The following is a 17762-nucleotide window of genomic DNA, read 5'->3' as shown; positions in this document are numbered from 1 at the left end:
CCAACGATGTCTGGGAAGCTCGAAAAAGTCCTGATCGCCAACCGCGGGGAAATTGCCCTGCGGATCCTGCGTGCCTGCAAAGAGCTGGGCATCAAAACCGTCGCTGTGCACTCCACCGCCGACCGTGAACTGATGCACCTGGGCCTGGCAGACGAGTCGGTCTGCATCGGTCCTGCATCGTCCAAGGATTCCTACCTGCATATCCCGGCAATCATCGCTGCCGCCGAAGTCACCGGCGCCACCGCGATTCACCCGGGCTACGGCTTCCTGGCAGAAAACGCCGACTTCGCCGAGCAGGTTGAAAAATCCGGTTTCGCCTTCATCGGCCCGAAAGCCGACACCATTCGCCTGATGGGCGACAAGGTTTCGGCCAAGGACGCGATGATCAAGTCGGGCGTACCGACCGTACCGGGCTCCGATGGCCCGCTGCCGGAAGACGAAGAAGTCGCCCTGGCGATTGCCCGTGACGTCGGCTACCCGGTGATCATCAAGGCCGCCGGTGGTGGTGGTGGTCGCGGCATGCGCGTGGTGCACAAGGAAGAGGACCTGATTGCCTCGGCCAAGCTCACCCGTACCGAAGCCGGTGCAGCCTTCGGCAACCCGATGGTGTACCTGGAGAAGTTCCTGACCAACCCACGCCACGTGGAAGTGCAGGTACTGTCCGACGGCCAGGGCAACGCCATTCACCTGGGCGACCGTGACTGCTCGCTGCAGCGCCGTCACCAGAAGGTACTGGAAGAAGCACCAGCCCCGGGCATCGACGAGAAAGCCCGTCAGGAAGTGTTCAAGCGCTGCGTCGATGCGTGCATCGAGATCGGCTACCGTGGTGCAGGTACGTTCGAGTTCCTGTACGAAAACGGCCGCTTCTACTTCATCGAGATGAACACCCGCGTGCAGGTTGAGCACCCGGTGTCCGAGATGGTGACCGGTATCGACATCGTCAAGGAGATGCTGAGCATCGCCGCTGGCAACAAGCTGTCGTTCCGCCAGGAAGACGTGGTGATTCGTGGCCACTCGCTGGAATGCCGTATCAACGCCGAAGACCCGAAGAAGTTCATCCCGAGCCCAGGCAAGGTGAAGCACTTCCACGCACCAGGCGGCAACGGCGTACGCGTCGATTCGCACCTGTACAGCGGTTATTCGGTTCCGCCGAACTACGACTCGCTGATCGGCAAGCTGATCACCTACGGCAAGGACCGCGACGAAGCCATGGCGCGCATGCGCAATGCCCTGGACGAAATCGTCGTCGACGGCATCAAGACCAACATCCCGCTGCACCGCGACCTGGTGCGTGATGAAGGTTTCTGCAAAGGCGGCGTCAACATTCATTACCTCGAACACAAGCTGGCCAACGAGCAGTGATCGAGTAGTGTGATGTACAAAAACCCCGGCCTTGCGCCGGGGTTTTTTATTGCCTGCCAGGGCTTGAAGGCCTATCCCTTCATGCGCGGCATTTCGATGCGGTGCTCATGCACCCGCCGATACAGCGTCGCCCGCGATATCCCCAACGCCCGCGCCGCATCGGCCGGCTTCCAGCGATGGCGAATCAGTGCATCCAGCAACAACTGCCGGGCCGGGCAAGACACGCTGCTTTCAGGCGAAGCAACCGCTTCACCGCGCACCTCTTGTGGCAAGTCCTGCAATTGCACCTGCCCGCCTTCACTCACCGCGCAGGCATAGCGCAACACCTGCCGCAGCTGGCGCAAATTCCCCGGCCAACGGTAAACCAGCAATGCTTGCAGCGCATCATCTGCCAACACCACCTCGACAGCACACGCATCGGCCTCCTCGGCCAGCAGCTGATGAATCAACCCCAACCGATCCTCACGCTCCCGCAGCGGCGGCAACTCGAAGCGGGCATTGGCCAGGCGGAAGTACAGGTCTTCACGAAAACGCCCATCCTCAACCATCGCTGCCAGGTCGCGATGGGTGGCGCAGATCACCTGGATGTCCACACGCTCACGCCGCGCAGCGCCCAACGGTGCCACTTCACCCTCGGCCAGCACCCGCAGCAGGCGCGTTTGCAGGTTCAGCGGCATGTCGCCGATTTCGTCGAGGAACAGCGTGCCGCCATCGGCCTGCTGCAACAGCCCTTGCATGCCTTTGCTGGAGGCCCCGGTAAAGGCCCCAGCCACGTAACCAAACAGCTCGCTCTCGATCAGGCTTTCCGGAATGGCCGCACAGTTCAGCGTGACGAACGGGCCATCCCGGCGCTGGCTTTGCTGGTGCAGCTGGCGGGCGAACACTTCTTTGCCAGCCCCGGTCTCCCCTTGCACCAGTACCGCCAGATTGCAGTCCTTGACCCGCGTGGCCAAGCGCAGGTGCTGTTCGATGCGTGCGTCCTGGGCCTGGCGCAACGGTTGCGCGCGCTGGCGTTGCCGTGGTGCGCTGACCCGACCATACAGCCCCCCCAGACCCGGCAGGCGCTGGGCCGACGACGCGCTCACCCGGCGTAGCTGGTCGATGTCGAACAGCTCACCGATATGCTCGGGCAAGCGCCCCAGGCGCTCCACCAGCCGTTGCCGCGCCAGGCTGTTGATCGCCTGCAGGCGGCCATCGGCATCCCAGGCCAGCAGGTAATCCGGCTGGCTTTCCACATAACCCGGCGTACCGTGGGCGCGCATCACCCAGTGGCCTTGGGCACTGTGCATGAAAAAGGCGTTTTCGATCTCGCGGGCGGTCTGCTCCACCAGTTGGCGGATCAGATGCTGGCTACGGCGGTCGTCTGGCGACTGCAAGGCTGACACATCCACCACGCCCAACAACTCGCCCAGCGGGTCGAATACCGGTGCCGCCGTGCAGGTCAGGCCGATGAACGCAGCGCGGAAGTGGTCGCGCTTGTGCACGGTGACCGGGGCCTTGGTGGTCAACACCGCCGCCACGCCGCAGGTACCCTCCTCGCCTTCCGACCAGCAGGTGCCCAGGTACAGCCCGGCCTTGCGGCAGTCGTTGCGGATGGCCGACTCGACCCGGTAATCGATGGTGCGCCCCTGGGCATCGGTCAGCAGTACGCAGTAGTCGGCACCGCGTACCCGTTCGTGCAGGCGTGCCACGGCATCGCTGGCGATGCGCAGGAACAGTTCGGCGCGTTCGCGGCATTCGTTGAGCAGGCTTTGGGAAAGGATACGCGGCCCCTGCTGGGACCCCGGGTCGAGGCGGTAAAGGTCCATGGAGCGGCGCCATGAATCGAGAATCAGCGGTGGCACCGGCGCCTGCGGCAGGCGGTCGGCATTCTTCAACACCCTGCTGACGCAGTCGACATGGGCTCGGGAGTTCGCGGCAAGCATTCAGGCCCTCCGGTTCTCGTTGCTGTTTTTATCGTTGTCCGGCCATTAAGCGCCTCTGGGCATGCCCCGACAAGCACTGTGTGATTACCGGCTGGCTTGAGACGCCGCGTCTCAGCGTCTCGGCAATGTCGGCCTGGCGTTGGCACCCGGCGTCTCGTCAGCACCGTGGCACAGGCATGCCAGAACGCAATCAAAGCCCTCTAACCCGGGTATTTCAGCCAAATCAACGAAAGCTGGCACCGCGCTTGCTCCTGCCTTGGCAAACAAAAATACGAGGTGCGCCATGCCGCTACCCGCCCCGATTGTCGGGATCATTGCCAACCCTGCCTCTGGCCGCGACCTGCGCCGCCTGACCGCCAATGCCGGGCTCTATTCCAGCACCGACAAGGCGTCGGCCATCCAGCGTCTGCTGGCGGCCTTCGGTGCCACCGGTATCGGCCAGGTGCTGTTGCCCAGCGACATGACCGGCATCGCCGCTGCCGTGCTCAAGGCCAGCCAGGGCCCGGGCGCCCGAGACCAACACTGGCCTGCCCTCGAAATACTCGACCTGCCGCTGACCCAGACCGTTGCCGACACCCGCCAGGCCACCCGGCACATGGTCGAGCGCGGCGTGGCGATGATCGCCGTACTCGGTGGCGATGGCACCCACAAGGCGGTCGCTGCCGAGGCCGGTGACGTGCCGCTGCTGACGTTGTCCACCGGCACCAACAATGCGTTCCCCGAACTGCGCGAAGCCACCAGCGCTGGCCTTGCCGGTGGCCTGTTCGCCAGCGGCCTGGTGCCCGCCAGCATCGGCCTGCGCCGTAACAAGCGCCTGCTGGTAAAAGTGCCCGAGCAACAGCTGGCCGAATGGGCCTTGGTCGAAGTGGCCGTGTCGCCACAGCGCTTCATCGGCGCCCGTGCGCTCAGCCGCAGCGAGGACCTGTGCGAAGTCTTCGCCTGCTTCGCCGAACCCCATGCCATCGGCCTGTCGGCCCTGTGCGGCCTGTGGTGCCCAGTGTCACGCCAAGACCCGCACGGCGCCTGGGTGCGCCTGAACCCCGGCGCCGAACAAGCATTGCTCGCGCCGCTGGCCCCCGGCCTGCTGCAAGCCTGCGGCATTACCGCCAGCGGCCCGCTGACACCTGGCGTTGCCCATCGCCTGAGCCTGACCAGCGGCACCCTGGCCCTGGACGGCGAACGCGAGATCGAATTCGCCGAGCACGACACGCCCACCATCACCCTCGACCACCAAGGCCCGTTGAGCGTGGATGTCGAGGCCGTACTGGCGCATGCCGCCCGCCATCACCTGCTGGCCGTCCCGCGCGGCCACCGGCTGCACCCTGCATCCCCGCGTTGAGACAACCCTGGAGAACAACAAGATGTCCAATCAACTGAGTACCGAACAACTGCTGCATGCCTATGAAGTGATGCGCACCATCCGTGCCTTCGAAGAGCGCCTGCATGTGGAATTCGCCACCGGCGAGATCCCAGGCTTCGTCCACCTGTACGCTGGCGAAGAGGCCTCGGCCGCCGGGGTCATGGCCCACTTGCGCGACAGTGACTGCATTGCCTCGACCCACCGTGGTCATGGCCACTGCATCGCCAAGGGCGTGGACGTGTACGGCATGATGGCCGAGATCTACGGCAAGAAGACCGGCGTGTGTGGCGGCAAGGGTGGCTCGATGCACATTGCCGACCTGGAGAAAGGCATGCTCGGCGCCAACGGCATCGTCGGCGCTGGCGCCCCGCTGGTAGCCGGGGCAGCGCTGGCCGCCAAGATCAAAGGCCGCGACGATGTATCGGTGGCCTTCTTCGGCGATGGCGCCTCCAACGAAGGTGCGGTGTTCGAGGCCATGAACATGGCGTCGATCATGAACCTGCCCTGCATCTTCGTGGCCGAAAACAACGGCTATGCCGAGGCAACTGCCTCCAATTGGTCCGTAGCCTGCGACCATATTGCCGACCGCGCCGCCGGTTTCGGCATGCCGGGTGTCACCATCGACGGCTTCGACTTCTTTGCGGTGTACGAGGCCGCTGGCGCAGCCATCGAGCGCGCACGCTCCGGGCAAGGGCCGTCGCTGATCGAGGTCAAGCTCAGCCGCTACTACGGCCACTTCGAAGGCGATGCGCAAACCTACCGCGCCCCGGATGAAGTGAAGAACCTGCGCGAATCCCGCGATTGCCTGATGCAGTTCCGCAACAAGACCACCCGAGCCGGCCTGCTCACTGCCGAGCAACTGGACGCCATCGACGCCCGCATCGAAGACCTGATCGAAGACGCCGTGCGCCGCGCCAAGTCCGATCCCAAGCCACAGCCCGCCGACCTGCTCACCGACGTTTACGTCGCCTACCCCTGAGCCGCGGATTACAAGAACAACAGGAGAACCACCATGGCAAGAAAGATCAGCTACCAGCAGGCCATCAACGAAGCCCTGGCCCAGGAAATGCGCCGCGACAACACCGTGTTCATCATTGGCGAAGACGTGGCCGGCGGTGCCGGTGCCCCCGGCGAGGATGACGCCTGGGGTGGCGTGCTGGGCGTGACCAAAGGCCTGTACCACCAGTTTCCCGGCCGCGTGCTGGACGCGCCGCTGTCGGAAATCGGCTACGTCGGCGCCGCCGTCGGTGCCGCCACCCAGGGCCTGCGTCCGGTGTGCGAGCTGATGTTCGTCGACTTCGCAGGCTGCTGCCTGGACCAGATCCTCAACCAGGCCGCCAAGTTCCGCTACATGTTCGGCGGCAAGGCAGTCACCCCGCTGGTGATGCGCACCATGTATGGCGCAGGCCTACGTGCGGCGGCCCAGCACTCGCAGATGCTCACCTCACTGTGGACGCACATCCCGGGCCTGAAAGTGGTGTGCCCGTCCTCGCCTTACGATGCCAAAGGCCTGTTGATCCAGGCGATCCGCGACAACGACCCGGTGATCTTCTGCGAGCACAAGTTGCTGTACAGCATGCAGGGCGAGGTGCCGGAAGAGGTGTACACCGTGCCGTTCGGCGAGGCCAACTTCCTGCGCGATGGTGACGATGTGACCCTGGTCACTTACGGGCGCATGGTGCATGTGGCGCTGGAGGCTGCCAACAACTTGGCCCGCCAGGGCATCGACTGCGAAGTGCTGGACCTGCGCACCACCAGCCCGCTGGACGAAGACAGCATTCTGGAAAGCGTGGAAAAAACCGGCCGCCTTGTGGTGATCGACGAAGCCAACCCGCGGTGCTCCATGGCCACCGACATCAGCGCGCTGGTGGCGCAGAAGGCCTTCGGCGCGCTCAAGGGCCCGATCGAAATGGTCACCGCACCGCACACCCCGGTGCCGTTCTCCGATGCGCTGGAAGACCTGTACATCCCTGACGCGGCGAAGATCGAGGCTGCCGTGCGCAAGGTGATCGAAGCTGCAAGGAGTGCCGCATGAGCCAGATCCATACCCTGACCATGCCCAAGTGGGGCCTTTCGATGACCGAGGGCCGGGTGGACGCCTGGCTCAAGCAGGAAGGCGACGAAATCAACAAGGGCGACGAGGTGCTGGACGTCGAGACCGACAAGATCAGCAGCAGCGTCGAAGCCCCGTTCAGTGGTGTATTGCGCCGCCAGGTGGCCAAACCGGATGAAACCCTGCCGGTTGGCGCACTGCTGGCGGTGGTGGTGGAAGGCGAAGCCGAGGAAGCCGAGATCGACGCGGTGGTGCAGCGCTTCCAGGCCGAGTTCGTCGCCGAAGGGGGCGCCGATCAGGCCCAAGGGCCAGCCCCGCAGAAGGCTGAAGTGGGCGGCCGCCTGTTGCGCTGGTTCGAACTGGGCGAAGGCGGTACGCCGCTGGTACTGGTGCACGGCTTTGGCGGCGACCTCAATAACTGGCTGTTCAACCACCCGGCGCTGGCGGCCGAGCGCCGGGTAATCGCCCTTGACCTGCCGGGGCACGGCGAGTCGGCAAAGGCCCTGCAACGGGGCGACCTGGATGAACTGAGCGAAACCGTGCTGGCCCTGCTCGACCACCTGGACATCGCCAAGGCCCACCTGGCCGGACACTCCATGGGTGGCGCGGTCAGCCTGAACGTGGCGCGCCTGGCGCCGCAGCGGGTGGCCAGCCTGAGCCTGATCGCCAGTGCCGGCCTGGGTGAGGCAATCAATGGGCAGTACCTGCAAGGCTTTGTTGCCGCCGCAAACCGCAACGCCCTCAAACCGCAGATGGTGCAGCTGTTCGCCGACCCGGCACTGGTCACCCGGCAGATGCTGGAAGACATGCTCAAGTTCAAGCGCCTGGAAGGTGTCGATGATGCCTTGCGCCAGCTGGCAATAGCCATTGCCGACGGTGACAGGCAGCGCCACGACCTGCGCGGCGTGCTGGGGCAGCATCCGGCATTGGTGGTGTGGGGTGGCAAGGACGCGATTATCCCGGCCAGCCACGCAGAGGGCCTGGAGGCCGAAGTGCTGGTGCTGCCAGAGGCCGGGCATATGGTGCAGATGGAGGCGGCCGAACAGGTCAACCAGCAGGTGCTCGCATTCCTGCGCAAGCACTAAGCCCTTTCCCGTGAGCCTGGAGAACAACAATGAATGACCTGAGCCACACCCACATGCGCGCTGCCGTCTGGCATGGCCGCAATGATATTCGCGTCGAACAGGTACCCCTGCCAGCCGACCCTGCACCCGGCTGGGTGCAGATCAAGGTGGACTGGTGCGGCATCTGCGGCTCCGACCTGCACGAATACGTCGCCGGCCCGGTGTTCATCCCGGTGGAAGCACCGCACCCGCTGACCGGCATCCAGGGCCAGTGCATCCTCGGCCACGAATTCTGCGGCCAGATCGCCAAGCTTGGCGAAGGGGTGGAGGGCTTTGCGGTAGGTGACCCAGTGGCGGCGGACGCCTGCCAGCATTGTGGTACTTGCTATTACTGCACCCACGGTCTTTACAACATCTGCGAGCGCCTGGCGTTCACCGGCCTGATGAACAATGGCGCCTTTGCCGAGTTGGTCAACGTCCCCGCCAACCTGCTGTACCGCTTGCCTCAAGGTTTCCCGCCAGAGGCCGGGGCACTGATCGAACCGCTGGCGGTGGGTATGCACGCGGTGAAAAAGGCCGGCAGCCTGCTTGAGCAAACCGTTGTAGTGGTGGGTGCCGGCACCATCGGCCTGTGCACCATCATGTGCGCCAAGGCTGCGGGCGCGGCGCAAGTGATTGCGCTGGAAATGTCCTCGGCGCGCAAGGCCAAGGCCAAAGAGGTAGGCGCCAACGTGGTGCTGGACCCCAGCCAGTGCGACGCGCTGGCGGAAATCCGTGCACTGACCGCCGGGCTGGGGGCCGATGTGAGCTTTGAGTGCATCGGCAACAAGCACACGGCCAAGCTGGCCATCGACACCATCCGCAAGGCGGGTAAGTGCGTGCTGGTGGGTATTTTTGAAGAGCCTAGCGAGTTCAACTTCTTCGAATTGGTATCCACCGAGAAGCAGGTATTGGGAGCGTTGGCGTACAACGGCGAGTTTGCCGATGTGATTGCCTTCATTGCGGATGGCCGGCTGGATATTCGCCCGCTGGTGACCGGCCGGATCGGGTTGGAGCAGATTGTCGAACTGGGCTTCGAGGAGCTGGTGAACAACAAAGAGGAGAACGTGAAGATCATCGTTTCGCCGGGCGTGCGCTGATAGCACCACCTGCACAACCCTCAAAGGCTGCGCAGATCCTGTGGGAGCGGCCTTGTGTCGCGAAAGGGTCGCGGAGCGGCCCCAGAATTTCTGCCACGCTGCAAGATTGCCGGGGCTGCTGCGCAGCCCTTTCGCGACACAAGGCCGCTCCCACAAAGACCGCAGATCATTGATGTCATATCTGCGGCCTGTCGCCTCATCTGCTTATGCCATATCTGTCTCGCCCCCCCATTCTGCGTCATACTCGGCAGACCTATTGCCCGGTCCTCGCCATGCGTCCACTGCTCCCCATTACCCTGGTCCTGTTGCTCGCCGCCTGTGGCGATGGCGAATCGCTGCTTCCGCCGGACGCGCGCCTGCCTGACGGGGGGCGTTACCGGGGTCAGGTGGTCGATGGCCTGCTGCAGGGCGAGGGCCGGATCGACTACCCCAACGGCAGCTGGTACGCCGGCGGCTTCAAGGACGGCCAGTGGCACGGCCTGGGAGAATGGCACGGCCAGAACGGCGAGGTGTACCGTGGCCAGTTCGCCGGGGGGCTGTTCCAGGGACTGGGCGACCTGACCACGCCGGGCAGCCACTACGCCGGCACCTTCAAGCATGGCCGCCGCGATGGCGAAGGCACGCTCAAGCAAGCCGACCAGACCTACCGAGGCCAGTTCAAGGACGACCTCTACGAAGGCGCGGGCGAACTGGAACTGGCCGACGGCAGCCGCTACCAGGGCTTGTTCGCCAAGGGCAAACCCGACGGCGCCGGCGTACGCAGCGATGCCAGCGGCAACCAGTTCAGTGGCCGCTTCGTCAACGGCGAGCTGCAAGGCAGCGGCACCTACGACAGCGTTGACGGTGAGCAGTACATCGGCGAGTTCAAGGACAACCGCCTGGAAGGTCGCGGCCGTTACGAAAACGCCGATGGCGATGTGTGGATTGGCGAATTCAAGGATGGCTCATTGATCGGCGAAGGCGAACTGCTGGGCAGCGATGGCAGCCATTACAAAGGCGAGTTCGCCGACTGGCGCCTGTCGGGCCAGGGCAGCCTGCAGCTGGCCGACGGCAGCAAGTACATCGGCGGTTTCCTGAACGATGCCTACCACGGGCATGGGCGATTGATCCTGGCCAGCGGCAAGGTCGAAAGCGGCGTCTGGGTCAATGGCGTGCGGGTACGCGACCAGAAAGGCCAGTTGCTGCCCGATCCTCTGGACCTGGCCCTGCTCAATCAGGGCCGCCTGCTGGACGAGGCGCTGGCCCGTGTCCCGCGCTCAGCCCCATCGATCCAGCTGTACAGCCTGGTGGTGGCCGGCGATGGCCAGCAGAGCGTGTTCCTGCGCGAAGCCGACTATGTCAGCAACATGCTCAAGGTGCGCTTTGGCGCCCGTGGCCAGGTGACCTTGGTCAACCACCGCGACCACATGGCCAGCCGCCCCATGGCCACTCGCGAAAACCTTACCCGTGCCGCCCGCACCCTGGCCGAGCGCAGCGGCCCTGAAGACCTGGTGTTCATCTACCTTACCAGCCATGGCAGCCAGGACCATCAACTGGTACTCGACCAGCCGCGCCTGCAGTTGGCTGACCTTTCCGCCGACGAACTGGCCACTGCCCTGGCGCCGCTCAAGGATCGAGACAAGGTAATCGTCATCTCGGCCTGCTATTCAGGGGGCTACATCGCTCCGCTCAAGGATGAGCGCACGCTGATCATGACGGCGGCCCGGGCCGACCGCGTGTCTTTCGGTTGCTCGGAAGAAGCCGACTTCACCTACTTTGGCGATGCCCTGTTCGCCGAAGCGCTGAACCAGACCGACGACCTCAAACAGGCATTTGAACTGGCACGTACCAGCGTTGCCGAAAGAGAACAAAGGGAAGGCTTCGAGGCCTCCGAGCCGCAGCTGTGGGCACCGCCCGCCGTGCTCGAGCACTGGCAGCAGCTGCGCCGGCAACAGGCCGAAGAAGCGTTGCGTAACGCCACACAGGCCAGCGCGGGGCGACAAGCAGAAACGCCCGGCAACCACTAGACTTGTGTGTAACAAGGGAGAGACATCATGTATTTGACGCCTCAGCATGTCCTGCTTGCCGGTGCCACGGGTCTGACAGGTGAACACCTGCTCGACCGCCTGCTCAACGAGCCCACCATAACCCGCGTACTGGCGCCCACTCGCCGGCCGCTGGCCGAGCATCCGCACCTGGAAAACCCGGTGGGCGACCCGGCGGTATTCCTTCCCCAGTTGGCCGGGCGGGTCGATATCGCCTATTGCTGCCTGGGCACCACGCTGAAGCAGGCCGGCTCCGAATCGGCGTTCCGTGCGGTGGACCTGGACATGGTGGTGGCGTTCAGCAAACGTGCCCGGGAAATGGGCGCGCGGCATCTGTTGGTGGTCAGCGCGCTGGGTGCCGACCCGAAATCGTCGATTTTCTACAACCGGGTCAAAGGTGAGATGGAAGAGGCGCTGAAGGCCCAGGACTGGCCGCAGTTGACCATCGTGCGACCGTCGTTGCTGCTGGGCGAACGCATTCAGCCACGCCTCAGTGAGCAGTTGGTTTCGCCGTTTTCCAGGCTGATACCGGGTAAATACCGGGGGATCGAGGCTTGCACCCTGGCGCGGGCGCTTTGGCGGCTGGCGTTAGAGGAAGAGGACGGGATACGGGTTGTGGAGTCGGATGAGTTGCGCAGGTTGGGCAAGAAATAGACGTTACCTGCAAGGGCCTCTTCGCGGGTTTACCCGCGAAAGGGCCGTCATAGGCCTCCGGTGGCCTGGAAGCCTACACCGGCTGCTGTGAGCAACGACAACGGCAGCAACAGGGTATCGAGCAACATGCTCCCCGGCAGGTCCAGCCCAGGATAGGCCGGTGCATCAGCCCCGTAATGATCACGCGGGCAGCACCCACCATTGATCACGTACAAATCCAGCCGGGTACCGGCATACACCACCGGCGCCCCGGGTTTGGCGGCATCCAGTGTGCGTACCGTGGCGCAACCTCCCAGCATCACCAGCGCCAGCACCCCCACCAACGCTCGCTTCAATCATCCACCCCAAAGTGGTGCTCACCCCAACGCGGCAACATGTCCTGGGGAATGTTCAGCAGGTTGAGAATACGCGCGACGACAAAGTCGACCAGGTCGTCGATGGTCTGCGGCTGGTGGTAGAAGCCCGGTGCCGCCGGCAGGATCACCGCGCCCATCTGCGACAGCTTGAGCATGTTTTCCAGGTGGATGGTGGAAAACGGCGCTTCGCGTGGCACCAGGATCAGTTGCCGACGTTCCTTGAGGGTAACGTCGGCAGCGCGTTCGATCAGGTTGTTGCAGGCACCGGTGGCAATGGCCGACAAGGTGCCGGTGGAACAGGGCACCACCACCATCGCCGCCGGGGCTCCGGAGCCGGAGGCCACCGGTGACATCCAGTCTTCCTTGCCGTACACACGGATCTGCCCATCGGCGGCGCCGGTGTATTCGGTAAGGAAGGCCTGCATCGCCTGGGGCTTGGCCGGCAGCAGCACGTCGGTCTCGGTGGCCATTACCAGTTGCGCGGCCTTGGAGATCAGGAAGTGCACTTCGCGGTCTTCGCGCACCAGGCAATCGAGCAGGCGCAGGCCATACTGGGCGCCCGAAGCGCCCGTCATGGCCAGGGTGATGCGTTCCGGCCCGCTCACTTCAGCGCCTCGGCCAGCTTGCCGTGCAGGCCACCAAAGCCGCCGTTGCTCATGATCACCACATGAGTGCCCGGGCGGGCCTGGCCTTTGACGCGTTCGATGATCGCGTCAAGGCTGTCGGCTACTACGCTCGGGACCTTGCACTGCGCGGCGGTGGCCGCCAGGTCCCAGCCGAGGTTGGCCGGGGCGTACCAGATAACCTGGTCGGCGTCGTTGACGCTCTCTGGCAAACCGTCACGGTGGGCGCCCAGCTTCATCGAGTTGGAGCGTGGTTCGATCACGGCAATCACCGGGGCCTCGCCAACACGCTTGCGCAGGCCATCGAGGGTGGTGGCGATGGCGGTCGGATGGTGAGCGAAATCATCGTAGATGGTCACGCCCTGCACTTCGGCCACCTTTTCCATGCGCCGTTTTACGCTCTTGAACGCGCTGAGGCCTTCGATGCCCATGGCCGGGACCACGCCGACATGGCGGGCGGCGGCCAGGGTGGCCAGCGCGTTGGCAACGTTGTGCTGGCCCGTCAGTGCCCAGTCCACCACACCTTGCGCTTCGCCTTCGAACAACACTTCGAAACGCGAGCCGTCGGGGCTGAGCAGGCGCGCCTGCCACTGGCCACCAACGCCGGTGGTCTGCACCGGGGTCCAGCAGCCCATGCCGATCACCCGCTCCAGTGCTTGCTCGGTGGTGGGGTGAATCACCAGGCCTTCGCTCGGGATGGTGCGTACCAGGTGGTGGAACTGCCGCTCGATCGAGGCCAGGTCCGGGAAGATGTCCGCGTGGTCGAACTCAAGGTTGTTGAGGATCGCGGTACGCGGGTGGTAATGCACGAACTTCGAGCGTTTGTCGAAGAAGGCGCTGTCGTACTCGTCGGCTTCGACGACGAAGAACGGCGTGTCGCCCAGGCGGGCCGATACCGAGAAATTCTGCGGCACACCGCCAATCAGGAAGCCCGGGCTCATGCCGGCGTGCTCCAGCACCCAGGCCAGCATGCTGCTGGTGGTGGTCTTGCCGTGGGTACCGGCAACGGCCAGCACCCAGCGGCCTTGCAGCACATGGTCAGCCAGCCACTGTGGGCCGGAAACATAGGGCAGGCCCTTGTTCAGCACGTATTCCACTGCCGGGTTGCCGCGTGACATGGCGTTGCCGATAACCACCAAGTCGGGTGCCGGGTCCATCTGGGCCGGGTCATAGCCTTGGGTCAGCTCGATGCCCTGGGCTTCGAGCTGGGTGCTCATCGGGGGATAGACGTTGGCGTCCGAGCCGGTGACGCGATGGCCAAGTTCCTTGGCCAGCACCGCCAGCGAGCCCATGAAAGTGCCGCAAATACCGAGAATGTGAATATGCATGGTCGACCTCGCAAAACATCGAGGCAGGGTAGCCCAGGGCGCGACAAATCGCACCCGCTGTTTCGCTCAGTCGGCCCTCGCAATGCCGTGTTTGCGCAGTTTTCGATACAAGGTATTGCGGCTGATGCCCAGATGCTCGGCGACACGGGTCAGGTGCCAGTGTTTTGCCTCTAGCATCTCCATGAGCGCCTGCCGCTCGGCGTCCTGTAGGAGCGGCCTTGTGTCGCGATCGGGCTGCAAAGCAGCCCCAGCGGCCTTTGTACCGACACTGAAACCTTGGGGCCGCTCTGCGGCCCGATCGCGACACAAGGCCGCTCCTACAGGGACGGGGTTGTTGCGAACAATGGCGGGGAGATCCGAGAACTCGATTCGGGCATCCTCGCAAAGCGCCACCAAGGTACGCAGCACATTGCGCATCTGCCGCACGTTCCCCGGCCAGGCGAAGTCCAGCAGCGCCTGACGCGCACTGGGCTCCAGCTCGACCCGTTGTCCCTGCGCCTCCTGATGCAGCAAAAAGTCCAGCAGCTGCGCTTTGTCACTGCGTTCACGCACCGCCGGCAACGCCACCTCCAGGCCATTCAGGCGGTAATACAGGTCCTCGCGGAAACTGCCCTGCTCCACACGCTCCAGCAAGTCGCGGTGGGTGGCGCTGACAATACGGACATCCACCGCTTGCGGCTCGCCACCGATGGGCACCACCTGGCGCTCTTCCAGTACCCGCAGCAGGCGGGTTTGCAAGGCCAGCGGCATGTCGCCGATCTCGTCCAGCAGCAAGGTGCCGCCGTCGGCCTGCAGCAGCTTGCCGCGCATGCCTTCTTTGCGTGCTCCGGTAAAACTGCCGCCTCGGTAACCGAACAACTCGCTCTCGATCAGGCTCTCCGGGATCGAGGCACAGTTGATGGCGATGAACGGCTTGCCGCGTCGCCCACTGGCCTGGTGCACGGCCTGGGCAAACGCTTCTTTGCCACAACCGGTTTCACCACGCAGCAACAGCGGCACGTCACGCTCGAACACCCGTACGCTGCGGCGGAATTCGTTCTGCAGAGCCGGGTCGAGCAGGCAGATGGCCGGTTCCATCGGGTGCATGGGCAAGGGTTGCGCAACAGGCACCGACCACACGGGCGCACGGGCCTTGCCGCGCAGGCTGGCAAACACCTGGCGACCGTCCAGCGTATGCAGCGGCCAGACCGTGCTGCCAGCGGGGGTGGCGCGGCTGAAAAGCTCGTCGTGGCTACAGGCAAAAAAACGCTCCACGGGTTTGCCCAGCACGCCACCGCGCACGCTGCCCAGCAGGTTCAACGCGCTCTGGTTGGCAGCACAGATCCGCCCATCGCCGTCGAACGCCAGCAGGCCTTCGCTGAACAGGCCGACCGACTCGGCCTGCAGGTGAAAACGCAGCAACCACTGCTGCTCGAAGTGGCGCAGGAAATAGCAGCTTTCAATCATCTTCGCCGACAGGTTCACCAGCGCCATGGTGTGGAACTGGCTCTGGCGCGACACGTCAGGCCGTGCCGATGACACATCCAGCACCGCCAGCAGTTCGCCATGCGGGTCGAACACCGGGCTGGCCGAGCAGGTCAGGCCAGTGTGGCGGCCGCGAAAGTGCTCGTTCTGGTGAATGGTCAACGCCTGGCGCTCGACCAGGCAGGTGCCGATGCCGTTGGTGCCCTCGCGCGCCTCGCTCCAGTCGGCACCCAACCACAGCCCGGCACGCTCGAAGCTGCGCCGCTCGGTGGCCGCGCTGACGCAGTTGAGGATCACCCCGCGGGCGTCGGTCAGCAGTACCGCATGGCCGGCGCCGGAAAGCTGCTGGTGCAGGCTGTTCATTTCATGATCGGCAATTTGCAGCACCTGGCGCAGGCGCTCGCGGCTTTCCAGCAAACGCCCATGCTCAAGCACCACGGGCGCCTCGATCACCGAAGGGTCGAGGTGGTAGTCCTCCAGGCAGCGCAGCCAGGAACGGGCGATGGACGGGTCACTGCCCCCCTCCCCGGCCCCACCATGGGCAACGGTATGCACTTGCTGGGCATGGCGAATGAAAGGATTGCTCTGCATTTGTTGTAGTTCTCCGCAGATAGAGAGTTCCGCCAGCATCCTCCACCCGGGAAGCCTTTGCAATGCACCCGCCTGTGACGTGTCGCAAATGGCACAAAGTGTCACCCCCGCGCGTACCGGGGCTGGTACAGCGGCCAATCACAGGGCCTTGGCAACTGACCCAAGTCATTGATTTGCCTGGTGTGCGAAACGCTGGCCCAACCTTTGCTCTACGCTTTCCAACTCCTCAACAAACATAACAGCCAGGAGACACACCATGCGTTACGCACATCCCGGTACCGAGGGCGCGAAGGTTTCCTTCAAGAGCCGCTACGGCAACTACATCGGTGGCGAGTTCGTAGCTCCGGTCAAGGGGCAGTACTTTGAAAACACGTCCCCGGTGAATGGCAAGCTGATCGCCGAATTCCCCCGTTCCACTGCCGAAGACATCGATAAGGCGCTCGACGCCGCCCACGCCGCTGCCGACGCCTGGGGCCGCACTTCAGTGCAGGACCGCTCCAACGTGCTGTTGAAGATCGCCGACCGCATCGAGCAAAACCTCGAACTGCTGGCGATTACCGAAACCTGGGACAACGGCAAGCCGGTCCGCGAAACCCTCAACGCCGACATTCCGCTGGCGGTCGACCACTTCCGCTACTTCGCCGGCTGCATCCGCGCCCAGGAAGGCGGTGCTGCCGAAATCAACGAAGGCACCGTGGCTTACCACATTCACGAACCGCTGGGCGTGGTCGGGCAGATCATCCCGTGGAACTTCCCGATCCTGATGGCCGCCTGGAAACTTGCCCCGGCACTGGCCGCTGGCAACTGCGTGGTGCTCAAGCCTGCCGAACAGACCCCGCTGGGCATCACCGTGCTGGTCGAACTGATTGGCGACCTGCTGCCAAAAGGTGTGCTCAACGTGGTGCAAGGCTTTGGCCGCGAAGCCGGTGAAGCCCTGGCCACCAGCAAGCGCATCGCCAAGATCGCTTTCACCGGCTCCACCCCGGTGGGCTCGCACATCATGAAATGCGCAGCCGAAAACATCATTCCATCCACCGTGGAACTGGGCGGCAAGTCGCCGAACGTGTACTTCGAAGACATCATGCAAGCCGAACCGAGCTTCATCGAGAAGGCGGCCGAAGGCATGGTGCTGGCGTTCTTCAACCAGGGCGAAGTGTGCACCTGCCCATCCCGGGCACTGGTACAGGAGTCGATCTACCCGCAGTTCATGGAAGTGGTGATGAAGAAGGTGCTGCAGATCAAACGCGGCGACCCGCTGGACACCGACACCATGGTCGGCGCCCAGGCTTCGCAACAGCAGTTCGAGAAGATCCTCTCGTACCTGCAGATCGCCCAGGACGAAGGCGCCGAGCTGCTGACCGGCGGCAAGGTGGAAAAACTGGAAGGCTCGCTGGCCACCGGTTACTACATCCAGCCGACCCTGCTCAAGGGCAACAACAAGATGCGCGTGTTCCAGGAAGAAATCTTCGGCCCGGTGGTCAGCGTCACCACCTTCAAGGACGAAGCCGAAGCCCTGGCGATTGCCAACGACACCGAGTTCGGCCTGGGTGCCGGCGTGTGGACCCGCGATATCAACCGTGCCTACCGCATGGGCCGTGGGATCAAGGCTGGCCGTGTGTGGACCAACTGCTACCACCTGTACCCGGCGCATGCGGCGTTCGGCGGCTACAAGAAGTCCGGGGTTGGCCGTGAGACGCACAAGATGATGCTGGACCACTATCAGCAGACCAAGAACCTGCTGGTGAGCTACGACATTAACCCGCTGGGCTTCTTCTAAGCCCGTCAGCCAGAGCGGTTCGCGTGCACGAACCGTTCTGGC

At 64.1% G+C, this 17762-nt stretch carries 14 protein-coding genes; 9 read left to right on the top strand and 5 right to left on the bottom strand.

What is annotated here, in order from left to right; all coding sequences use genetic code 11:
- Positions 1–6: 6 nt before the first annotated feature.
- Positions 7–1362 carry an acetyl-CoA carboxylase biotin carboxylase subunit gene (gene accC, locus A0O30_RS23950; protein ID WP_105948276.1) on the top strand — a complete coding sequence of 452 codons (1356 nt, stop codon included), beginning with the start codon at positions 7–9 and terminating at the stop codon, positions 1360–1362.
- A 71-nt stretch (positions 1363–1433) separates the two neighbouring features.
- Here the strand turns inward: accC and A0O30_RS23945 are convergent, their stop codons facing one another.
- Entirely contained in the window at positions 1434–3287 is a 1854-nt protein-coding gene (locus A0O30_RS23945; RefSeq protein ID WP_105948275.1) for a sigma-54-dependent Fis family transcriptional regulator, read from the bottom strand.
- A 283-nt stretch (positions 3288–3570) separates the two neighbouring features.
- On the opposite strand from A0O30_RS23945, the gene A0O30_RS23940 reads away from it, so the two are divergent.
- The 7 genes from A0O30_RS23940 (at position 3571) to A0O30_RS23910 (ending at position 11581) form a co-directional block, all read left to right on the top strand.
- Positions 3571–4626, top strand: coding sequence for an ATP-NAD kinase family protein (locus A0O30_RS23940; RefSeq protein WP_105948274.1), 1056 nt, complete (start codon positions 3571–3573; stop codon positions 4624–4626).
- Between the two features lie 22 nt (positions 4627–4648).
- Positions 4649–5626, top strand: coding sequence for a thiamine pyrophosphate-dependent dehydrogenase E1 component subunit alpha (locus tag A0O30_RS23935; RefSeq protein WP_016715388.1), 978 nt, complete (start codon positions 4649–4651; stop codon positions 5624–5626).
- Positions 5627–5659: 33 nt separating this feature from the next.
- A complete protein-coding gene (locus tag A0O30_RS23930; RefSeq protein ID WP_013970705.1) occupies positions 5660–6682 on the top strand; it encodes an alpha-ketoacid dehydrogenase subunit beta in 1023 nt (340 codons plus the stop codon).
- Positions 6679–7785, top strand: coding sequence for an acetoin dehydrogenase dihydrolipoyllysine-residue acetyltransferase subunit (locus tag A0O30_RS23925; protein ID WP_105948273.1), 1107 nt, complete (start codon positions 6679–6681; stop codon positions 7783–7785). The genes A0O30_RS23930 and A0O30_RS23925 overlap by 4 nt, the downstream gene beginning before the upstream one ends.
- A gap of 53 nt (positions 7786–7838) precedes the next feature.
- Positions 7839–8903, top strand: a complete 1065-nt coding sequence (locus A0O30_RS23920; protein ID WP_256589786.1) for a 2,3-butanediol dehydrogenase — start codon at positions 7839–7841, stop codon at positions 8901–8903.
- Positions 8904–9175: 272 nt separating this feature from the next.
- Positions 9176–10909, top strand: a complete 1734-nt coding sequence (locus tag A0O30_RS23915) for a C13 family peptidase (protein ID WP_105948271.1) — start codon at positions 9176–9178, stop codon at positions 10907–10909.
- A 27-nt stretch (positions 10910–10936) separates the two neighbouring features.
- Positions 10937–11581 (top strand): oxidoreductase, encoded by a 645-nt coding sequence (locus A0O30_RS23910; protein WP_105948270.1) that lies wholly within the window; start codon positions 10937–10939, stop codon positions 11579–11581.
- 47 nt (positions 11582–11628) lie between these two features.
- Here A0O30_RS23910 and A0O30_RS23905 read toward each other — a convergent pair whose 3' ends face one another.
- The 4 genes from A0O30_RS23905 to A0O30_RS23890 all read right to left on the bottom strand — a co-directional run bounded on the left by A0O30_RS23905 (position 11629) and on the right by A0O30_RS23890 (position 15943).
- The gene (locus A0O30_RS23905; RefSeq protein WP_016715384.1) at positions 11629–11916 is read right to left on the bottom strand and encodes a YceK/YidQ family lipoprotein; all 288 of its coding nucleotides are present in this window, start codon (positions 11914–11916) and stop codon (positions 11629–11631) included.
- Positions 11913–12542 carry a flavin prenyltransferase UbiX gene (gene ubiX / locus A0O30_RS23900; protein WP_016715383.1) on the bottom strand — a complete coding sequence of 210 codons (630 nt, stop codon included), beginning with the start codon at positions 12540–12542 and terminating at the stop codon, positions 11913–11915. The genes A0O30_RS23905 and ubiX overlap by 4 nt, the downstream gene beginning before the upstream one ends.
- Positions 12539–13888, bottom strand: a complete 1350-nt coding sequence (gene mpl, locus A0O30_RS23895; RefSeq protein WP_105948269.1) for a UDP-N-acetylmuramate:L-alanyl-gamma-D-glutamyl-meso-diaminopimelate ligase — start codon at positions 13886–13888, stop codon at positions 12539–12541. The genes ubiX and mpl overlap by 4 nt, the downstream gene beginning before the upstream one ends.
- 66 nt (positions 13889–13954) lie before the next feature.
- Positions 13955–15943 carry a sigma-54-dependent Fis family transcriptional regulator gene (locus tag A0O30_RS23890; RefSeq protein WP_105948268.1) on the bottom strand — a complete coding sequence of 663 codons (1989 nt, stop codon included), beginning with the start codon at positions 15941–15943 and terminating at the stop codon, positions 13955–13957.
- A gap of 256 nt (positions 15944–16199) precedes the next feature.
- Here A0O30_RS23890 and A0O30_RS23885 point away from each other — a divergent pair, with 256 nt between their 5' ends.
- Entirely contained in the window at positions 16200–17720 is a 1521-nt protein-coding gene (locus A0O30_RS23885; RefSeq protein ID WP_016715380.1) for an aldehyde dehydrogenase family protein, read from the top strand.
- Positions 17721–17762: the final 42 nt, after the last annotated feature.

The sequence above is a fragment of the Pseudomonas sp. LLC-1 genome (assembly GCF_002992185.1).
In the GTDB taxonomy this organism is placed as follows: Bacteria; Pseudomonadota; Gammaproteobacteria; order Pseudomonadales; family Pseudomonadaceae; genus Aquipseudomonas; species Aquipseudomonas monteilii.
This window is presented reverse-complemented; position numbering and strand designations above follow the sequence as displayed.